The sequence below is a fragment of the Pseudomonas sp. S37 genome (genome assembly GCF_016658545.1).
GTDB lineage: Bacteria > Pseudomonadota > Gammaproteobacteria > Pseudomonadales > Pseudomonadaceae > Aquipseudomonas.
Window position 1 is genome coordinate 42,448 of record NZ_JACVZC010000031.1, and the last position, 8,193, is coordinate 50,640.

At 62.8% G+C, this 8,193-nt stretch carries 4 protein-coding genes; 3 read left to right on the forward strand and 1 reads right to left on the reverse strand.

What is annotated here, in order from left to right; genetic code table 11:
• Nucleotides 1-33 precede the first annotated feature (33 nt).
• Complete coding sequence (metH, locus tag IAE39_RS12775) at nucleotides 34-3,741, reverse strand: methionine synthase (RefSeq protein WP_201202848.1); 3,708 nt, start codon at nucleotides 3,739-3,741, stop codon at nucleotides 34-36.
• Between the two features lie 182 nt (nucleotides 3,742-3,923).
• On the opposite strand from metH, the gene IAE39_RS12780 reads away from it, so the two are divergent.
• The 3 genes from IAE39_RS12780 to nfuA all read left to right on the forward strand — a co-directional run bounded on the left by IAE39_RS12780 (nucleotide 3,924) and on the right by nfuA (nucleotide 8,127).
• Entirely contained in the window at nucleotides 3,924-6,224 is a 2,301-nt protein-coding gene (locus IAE39_RS12780; protein WP_201202851.1) for a fatty acid cis/trans isomerase, read from the forward strand.
• A gap of 225 nt (nucleotides 6,225-6,449) precedes the next feature.
• Nucleotides 6,450-7,484 carry an acyltransferase family protein gene (locus IAE39_RS12785; protein ID WP_201202849.1) on the forward strand — a complete coding sequence of 345 codons (1,035 nt, stop codon included), beginning with the start codon at nucleotides 6,450-6,452 and terminating at the stop codon, nucleotides 7,482-7,484.
• Nucleotides 7,485-7,542: 58 nt separating this feature from the next.
• Nucleotides 7,543-8,127 carry a Fe-S biogenesis protein NfuA gene (gene nfuA, locus IAE39_RS12790; protein ID WP_012271640.1) on the forward strand — a complete coding sequence of 195 codons (585 nt, stop codon included), beginning with the start codon at nucleotides 7,543-7,545 and terminating at the stop codon, nucleotides 8,125-8,127.
• Nucleotides 8,128-8,193: the final 66 nt, after the last annotated feature.

The following is an 8,193-nucleotide window of genomic DNA, read 5'->3' on the forward strand; positions in this document are numbered from 1 at the left end:
CCGCGAAGGGCCGCAAAGCGGCCCCAAAAGGCCTTAGCTGTCGTACCCCAGGTTAGGCGCCAACCAACGCTCACTCACGCTGATGTCCTGGCCTTTACGCGCGCTGTAGTGCTCGATCTGGTCCTTGTCGACCTTGCCCACGGCAAAGTACTGCGCCTGCGGGTGGGCGAAGTACCAGCCGCTCACCGCTGCCGCCGGGAACATCGCAAAGTGCTCGGTCAGGAACACGCCGCTCGGCCCGGTCTCGCCGATGGCGGTGCCATCGAGCAGGCGGAACAGGGTTTCCTTCTCGGTGTGGTCAGGGCAGGCCGGGTAGCCCGGGGCCGGGCGAATACCGCTGTACTGCTCCTTGATCAGCGCTTCGTTGTCCAGGTGCTCGTCGCGGGCATAACCCCAGTGCTCTTTACGCACTTGCTCGTGCAACCATTCGGCGCAGGCTTCGGCCAGGCGGTCGGCCAGGGCCTTGACCATGATCGAGCTGTAGTCGTCGCCCTTGTCCTGATAGGCCTTGGCCACTTCCTCGGCACCAATGCCGGCGGTGGTGATGAAACCACCCACGTAGTCGGTCACACCGCTGGCCTTGGGTGCAACGAAGTCGGCCAGCGACCAGTTGGGCTTGCCGTCCGGCTTGATGGTCTGCTGGCGCAGGTGGTGCAGGGTAGCCAGTGGCTGGCCGTTGTCACCGTACACTTCGATGTCGTCGTCAGCCACCTGGTTGGCCGGCCAGAAGCCGAACACCGCGCGGGCACTGATCAGCTTTTCGTCGATCAGCTTGTCGAGCATCTCGCGGGCATCCTTGTACAGCGCCGTGGCGGCCTCGCCGACCACTTCGTCGGTGAGGATGCGCGGGAACTTGCCAGCCAGGTCCCAGGAGATGAAGAACGGGGTCCAGTCGATGTATTCGGCCAGGGTGCGCAGGTCGATGTCTTCCAGCACCTTGACGCCGGTGAAGGAGGGCACCGCTGGCTGGTAGCCGGCCCAGTCATACTGAGGCTTGGCGGCGATGGCCTGGGCGTAGCTCAGGCGCTCGGTGCGGGCGCTGCGGTTGGCGGTGCGCTCGCGCACTTCCACGTAGTCCTGGCGGGTTTTCTCGACAAAACCCGGCTTCAGCTCTTTGGACAGCAACTGGGTGGCCACGCCCACCGCACGCGAGGCGTCGGTGACGTAGATGACCGCATCGTTGCTGTACTTCGGTTCGATCTTGACCGCGGTGTGCGCCTTGGAGGTGGTGGCGCCACCGATCATCAGCGGCAGCTCGAAGCCCTGGCGCTGCATTTCGCGGGCAACGTGGACCATCTCGTCCAGCGACGGGGTGATCAGGCCGGACAGGCCGATGATGTCGCACTTCTGCTCGCGGGCGGTTTGCAGGATCTTCTCGGCCGGCACCATCACGCCAAGGTCGACAATGTCGTAGCCGTTACAGCCCAGCACCACGCCGACGATGTTCTTGCCGATGTCGTGTACGTCGCCTTTAACCGTGGCCATCAGGATCTTGCCCTTGGCTTCCGGCTTGTCGCCTTTCTCGGCTTCGATGAACGGGATCAGGTGGGCCACCGCCTGTTTCATCACGCGGGCCGACTTGACCACCTGGGGCAGGAACATCTTGCCGGCGCCGAACAGGTCGCCGACCACGTTCATGCCGTTCATCAGCGGGCCTTCGATCACTTCGATCGGGCGTGCGCACTGCTGGCGGCATAGCTCGGTGTCTTCGACGATGAACGCGGTGATGCCCTTGACCAGGGCGTGCTCCAGGCGTTTTTCCACCGGCAGCGAGCGCCACTCTTCGTTTTCAACTTCCTTGGTGGCGCCGCCGCCGCGGTAGTCATCGGCGATCGCCAGCAGGGCGTCGGTGCCGTGCGGGGTGCGGTTGAGCACCACGTCCTCGACTTTCTCGCGCAGCGCTGCCGGGATTTCGTCGTAGATTTCCAGCTGGCCGGCGTTGACGATACCCATGGTCAGGCCGTTCTGGATCGCGTGGTACAGGAACACCGAGTGGATTGCCTCGCGCACCGGGTTGTTGCCACGGAACGAGAACGACACGTTGGACACACCGCCCGAGCTCAGCGCGTGCGGCAGGTGATCACGGATGAAGGCACAGGCCTCGATGAAGTCGACGGCGTAGTTGTTGTGCTCTTCGATACCGGTGGCGACGGCGAAGATGTTCGGGTCGAAGATGATGTCTTCTGGCGGGAAGCCTACTTCGTTGACCAGGATGTCATAGCTGCGCTGGCAGATTTCCTTCTTGCGCGCGGCGGTGTCGGCCTGGCCGACCTCGTCGAAGGCCATCACCACCACGGCGGCGCCATAGCGCTTACACAGGCGGGCATGGTGCTTGAACTGCTCGACACCTTCCTTCATGGAAATGGAGTTGACGATGCCCTTGCCCTGGATGCACTTCAGGCCTGCCTCGATCACTTCCCACTTGGACGAGTCGATCATGATCGGCACGCGCGAGATGTCCGGCTCGCCGGCAATCAGGTTGAGGAAGCGGACCATGGCAGCCTGGGAGTCGAGCATCCCTTCGTCCATGTTGATGTCGATCACCTGGGCACCGGCTTCGACCTGTTGCAGCGCGACTTCCAGCGCTTCGGTGTAGTTCTCTTCACGGATCAGCCGGGCGAACTTGGCGGAGCCGGTGATGTTGGTACGCTCGCCGACGTTGACGAACAGCGACTGGCGGTCGATGGTGAACGGTTCCAGGCCGGACAGGCGGCAGGCCTTGGCGATTTCCGGGATTTCACGCGGCTTGTACTTGGCCACGGCCTCGGCAATGGCCTGGATGTGCCCCGGGGTGGTGCCGCAGCAACCGCCGATGATGTTGAGGAAACCGCTGGCGGCGAACTCCTCGACCACCACGGCCATTTCGGCCGGGGTTTCGTCGTACTCGCCGAAGGCGTTCGGCAGGCCGGCGTTGGGGTGGGCGGACACGTGGGTGTCGGCCTTGGTTGCCAGTTCTTCCAGGTACGGGCGCAGGTCCTTGGCGCCGAGGGCGCAGTTAAGGCCAACGGAAATCGGCTTGGCGTGGCGCACCGAGTTCCAGAACGCTTCGGTGGTCTGGCCCGACAGGGTGCGGCCGGAGGCGTCGGTAATGGTGCCGGAGATCATGATCGGCAGTTCGACGTTGTCGTCCTCGAACACCTGCTGCACGGCAAAGATTGCCGCCTTGGCGTTGAGGGTGTCGAAGATGGTCTCGATCAGGATCAGGTCGGCACCGCCCTCGATCAGGCCACGGGTGGCCTCGACGTAGTTTTCGACCAGTTCGTCGAAGGTGACGTTGCGGTAGCCTGGGTCGTTGACGTCCGGGGAGATCGAGCAGGTGCGGCTGGTCGGGCCGAGCACGCCGGCGACGAAGCGCGGTTTGTGCGGGGTTTCCAAGGTCTTGGCATCGGCCACCTGGCGGGCGATGCGTGCGCCTTCGACGTTCAGTTCGTAGACCAGCGACTCCATGCCGTAGTCGGCCTGGGAAATCTGCGTGGCGTTGAAGGTGTTGGTTTCGAGAATATCGGCGCCGGCATCCAGGTAGGCCTTCTCGATGGCAGCGATCACATCGGGGCGGCTGAGCAGCAACAGATCGTTGTTACCCTTGACATCGCTTGGCCAATCGGCGAAACGCGTGCCACGATAGTCGTGTTCCTCGAGGCGGTAGCTTTGGATCATAGTACCCATGCCGCCGTCGAGGATCAGGATGCGCTCTTTGAGTGCGTGCTGGAGTGCTTGGAGACGAGCGCTGCGGTCGGACATAGGAACTACCTGGTCGGGCGAATATCAGAAGGTGCGAAATCATATCAAAGCTGCGCGGTTTTTAGGTGCATCGGCCATTTGCATGAAAACTGTTCATGTTGACCGATGCCGGTGAAGCTCAGCACCCAGGGACGACCAGGCAACAAATCGTGATGGCTTTCAAGAACCAGGACTTTCCGCACATGGTGCATCGTATCCTTGCCGGCGCCTTCGCCCTGCTCATCAGCGGCGCGGTGTTCGGGCAGGCCCCCCAGTCGAGCCCGGCTATTTCCTACACCCGGGATATCCAACCCATCTTCACCGAGAAGTGCGTGGCCTGCCACGCCTGCAACGACGCCGCCTGCCAGCTCAAGCTGGAAAGCCCCGAAGGCGCGGTACGCGGGGCCAGCAAGGTCCCGGTGTACCAAGGCGAGCGCAGCAAGGCGGTGCCGACCACGCGGCTTTTCTACGACGCCCACAGCGAGGCTGAATGGCGCAAGAAGGGCTTTTACTCGGTGCTCGACAACCAGGGCAGCCAGGCCGCGCTGATGGCGCGCATGCTCGAACTGGGTCACAAGACCCCGCTTACGCCCAACGCCAAGCTGCCCGAGGAAATCGTCCTGGGCCTGAACCGCAACAACATGTGCCCGTTGCCGCACGAGTTCGATGCCTATGCCGGCGCCCACCCCAAAGAGGGCATGCCGCTGGCGGTGACCGGGCTGACCGACAAGGAATACGACACCATGCGCCGCTGGCTGGCTGCTGGCGCGCCGGTCGAGTACCAGCCGATCAAGCCGAGTGCGGCCGAAGCCAAGCAGATTGCCGACTGGGAAGAACTGCTCAACCGCCCGGGTTCCACCGAGGCGCTGGTTGGCCGCTGGTTGTACGAGCACCTGTTCCTGGCGCACATCTACTTTGTCGGTGGCGAGCAGGGCCACTTCTTCCAGTGGGTGCGCTCACGTACGCCCAGTGGCCAGCCGGCCGACATCATCGCCACGCGCCGGCCCAACGACCCACCGGGCACCGACTTCTATTACCGGCTGATCCCGGTGCAGGGCGTGATCGTGCACAAGACGCACATCACCTACCCGATGGGCCCGCAGAAGCTCAAGCGCGTCAAGCAGCTGTTCTACGCCGGCGACTGGCATGCCAGTGCGCTGCCCGGCTATGGCCCGCGCCACCGCGCCAACCCGTTCGAAACCTTCGAGGCGATCCCGGCGGTGGCGCGCTACCAGTTCATGCTGGATAACGCCGAGTACTTCGTGCGCACCTTCATCCGGGGCCCGGTTTGCCGTGGGCAGATCGCCACCGACGTGATCCGCGACAACTTCTGGGCACTCTTCCAGGAACCGGCCCACGACCGCTACATCACCGATGCCGAGTACCGTGGCGAGGCTACGCCGCTACTGGCCATGCCCGGCCAGATCGATGACGTGGGCAGTGTGCTGAGCCTGTGGCATGCCTACCGCGACAAGCGCAACGAGTACGAGAAACTGCGCCGTGAAGCCTATGCCAACATGCCGGCACCGGGCTGGTCGACGCTGTGGGCCGGTAACGACAACGCGCTGCTGAGCATCTTCCGCCACTTTGACAGTGCCTCGGTGACCAAGGGCCTGATCGGTGATGTGCCGCTCACCGTGTGGCTGTTCGACTACCCGCTGTTCGAGCGCACCTACTACCAGCTGGCGGTCAACTTCGATGTGTATGGCAACGTTTCGCACCAGTTGCAGACGCGCCTGTACTTCGACCTGATCCGCAACGGCGCCGAGGTCAACTTCCTGCGCCTGATGCCGGCTGACCAGCGCAAGGCCATCCTCAGCGACTGGTACCAGAACAGTGGCAAGGTGAAGATGTGGATGGATTATGAAGACATCGACACCGACACCCCGAGCGGCATCCAGCTCGACCCGCGCAACGCCAAGCGCGACTTCGGCCTGAAATTGCTGCAGCGCACCGGCAGCCTGAACGCCGCGCCAGACCCGATCAACCGCTGCCAGGGCGCATTCTGCTCTAGGCCGCAAATGAGCGAAGAATTCCGAAATGCCGAGCAGTCGCTCAGCCGCCTGGTATCGCGCCCGGCTGCCGGGCTGAAGGTGATCAACCAGTTGCCCGAGGCAACCATGCTGCGTATCGAAGGGCAGGGCGGGCAGCGCCAGGTGTACAGCCTGCTGCGCAACCGTGCGCACAGCAACGTGGCATTCCTGCTGGGTGAGGCGTACCGCTACCAGCCTGGCCTGGACACGCTGACCTTGTACCCGGGGGTGCTCAGCAGCTACCCCAACTTCATCTTCAACATCCCGACCGCGGATGTGCCGGAGTTCGTCGAGGACATGGAGTATGCCAAGGATGATGCAGCCAGGTTCGAGCGCATTGTGATGCGCTGGGGCGTGCGCCGCAGTCACCCTGATTTCTGGCGCTACTTCCATGACTTGAACAGCTACATCAAGGAGACTCAGCCGGTCGAAGCGGGTGTGCTGGACATGAACCGCTATGAGAACCTCTGATCGGGTTGGCTGACCTTTCCGGGTACCCTGAGGTCGGAAAGGGTGGGTGGTCTTGATCGATTGCAAGGGGGCTGCTTTGCAGCCCTTCGCGGGTGAACCCGCTCCTACATCGATGGCGTTGGTGCCAACGCTTGTGTAGGAGCGGGTTCACCCGCGAACGAGCGCGAAGCGCTCGCCTCTGCACCCGATGCAGGCCTCAATGCACCGCCAAGCGCAGGGTATTTCATGCTGTATTCGCTTCAGGCACTGCGGGCGTTCGCCGCCTGGGTGGTGGTTTGCCACCATTTCATGCAGATCTTCTTCGACTTCCACGCCACCGGCCCCATCGGCCAACTGCTCACCGACCGTGGCGCCGTAGGCGTCGACATCTTCTTCGTTATCAGCGGGCTGGTGATCTACCTGTCGACCTGCGACAAAACCGTCGAACCGCGCCAGTTCCTGCTTAACCGGGCGCTGCGTATCGTCCCGGCCTACTGGTTCTACACGGCGCTCATGGCAGCGCTGCTGCTGGCCTTCAGCCAATGGATGCCGCATCAGGAGTTCGACTGGCACCACTTGTTGCTCTCGTTGCTGTTCATTCCGGCGGAAAACCCCGGTGGCTATGGCCTGTACCCAACGCTGAACGTGGGCTGGACGCTGAATTTCGAGATGTTCTTCTACCTGTTGTTCGGTCTGGCGTTCCTGGTTCGCCATCGTCACCTCCAGTTGCTGATGACTGCGGCGCTGCTGTTGGTGAGCGAGGTGCTGGGCCGGCTTGGTTTGCTCAGCCACTTCTACAACAACGGCATCATCTACGAGTTCCTGCTGGGTATCGGCCTGGGTGTGGTTTACCGCCGTGGCCTGATTCGTGAAGGCTTGTGGGTGCCGCTGGCACTGTTGGGGGTGGCTGGCTATGCGCTTTATCACCTGGACGCTTCGCAACGCCTGCTGCACTGGGGGCTGCCAAGTGCCATGATCGTGTTGGCGTTTGTGTCCATGGAGCCCTGGTTCAAAGGCAACCAGGTGCTCAAGGCGTTGGGCGACTGTTCGTATTCGGTCTACCTGATTCACGTGCTGGTGCTTTATGCCGGCTGGTTCGCCAGCGAACGGCTGGGCTTGAACCCGTACCTGGTGTTTGCCCTGTGCGTGCCGTCCATTGGACTAATGTCGTGGTTCAGCTACCGCTGGCTGGAGCGCGGCCTGTACCGGCGCATGCAGGCCTGGCTGGCGGAACCACGGGGGACAACGCCGGAATATGCGCTTTCCCGAGTCAAATACTAGGACTTTGTTCAAGGGCCGGCTTGGCGTACACTTGGCGGCAAGTCTGTGAGGAACCTACATGAGCGCTATAACCATTACCGACGCCGCCCATGACTACCTGGCCGATCTGCTTTCCAAGCAGAATACGCCTGGCATCGGCATTCGCATTTTCATCACCCAGCCGGGCACCCAGTACGCAGAGACGTGCATTGCCTACTGCAAGCCGGGCGAAGAGAAGCCTGACGACACCGCCGTGGGTCTGAAGAGCTTCACCGCTTACCTGGACGCGGTCAGCGTACCGTTCCTGGAAGATGCCCTGGTCGATTACGCCACCGACCGCATGGGTGGCCAGCTGACCATCAAGGCACCGAACGCCAAGGTGCCGATGGTCAACGAAGACAGCCCGATCAACGAGCGCATCAACTACTACCTGCAGACCGAGATCAACCCCGGCCTGGCCAGCCACGGCGGGCAGGTCAGCCTGGTGGACGTGGTCGACGACGGCATCGCCGTGCTGCAGTTCGGGGGTGGTTGCCAGGGTTGCGGCCAGGCCGACGTGACCTTGAAGGAAGGTATCGAGCGCACCTTGCTCGAGCGTATTCCGGAGCTCAAAGGCGTGCGTGACGTGACTGACCACACGCAGAAAGAGAACGCCTACTACTAAGGCTTGTTCGCGATCGTTGTAGGAGCGGGGGGGGGGGGGGGGGGGGGGGGGGGGGGGGGGGGGGGG

What these genes read in the sequence shown, in the direction of transcription:
- IAE39_RS12780 (WP_201202851.1), top strand. Translation starts at nt 3,924, where the DNA reads ATGGTGCATCGTATCCTTGCCGGCGCCTTCGCCCTGCTCATCAGCGGC.
- metH (WP_201202848.1), bottom strand. Translation starts at nt 3,741, where the DNA reads ATGTCCGACCGCAGCGCTCGTCTCCAAGCACTCCAGCACGCACTCAAA.
- IAE39_RS12785 (WP_201202849.1), top strand. Translation starts at nt 6,450, where the DNA reads ATGCTGTATTCGCTTCAGGCACTGCGGGCGTTCGCCGCCTGGGTGGTG.
- nfuA (WP_012271640.1), top strand. Translation starts at nt 7,543, where the DNA reads ATGAGCGCTATAACCATTACCGACGCCGCCCATGACTACCTGGCCGAT.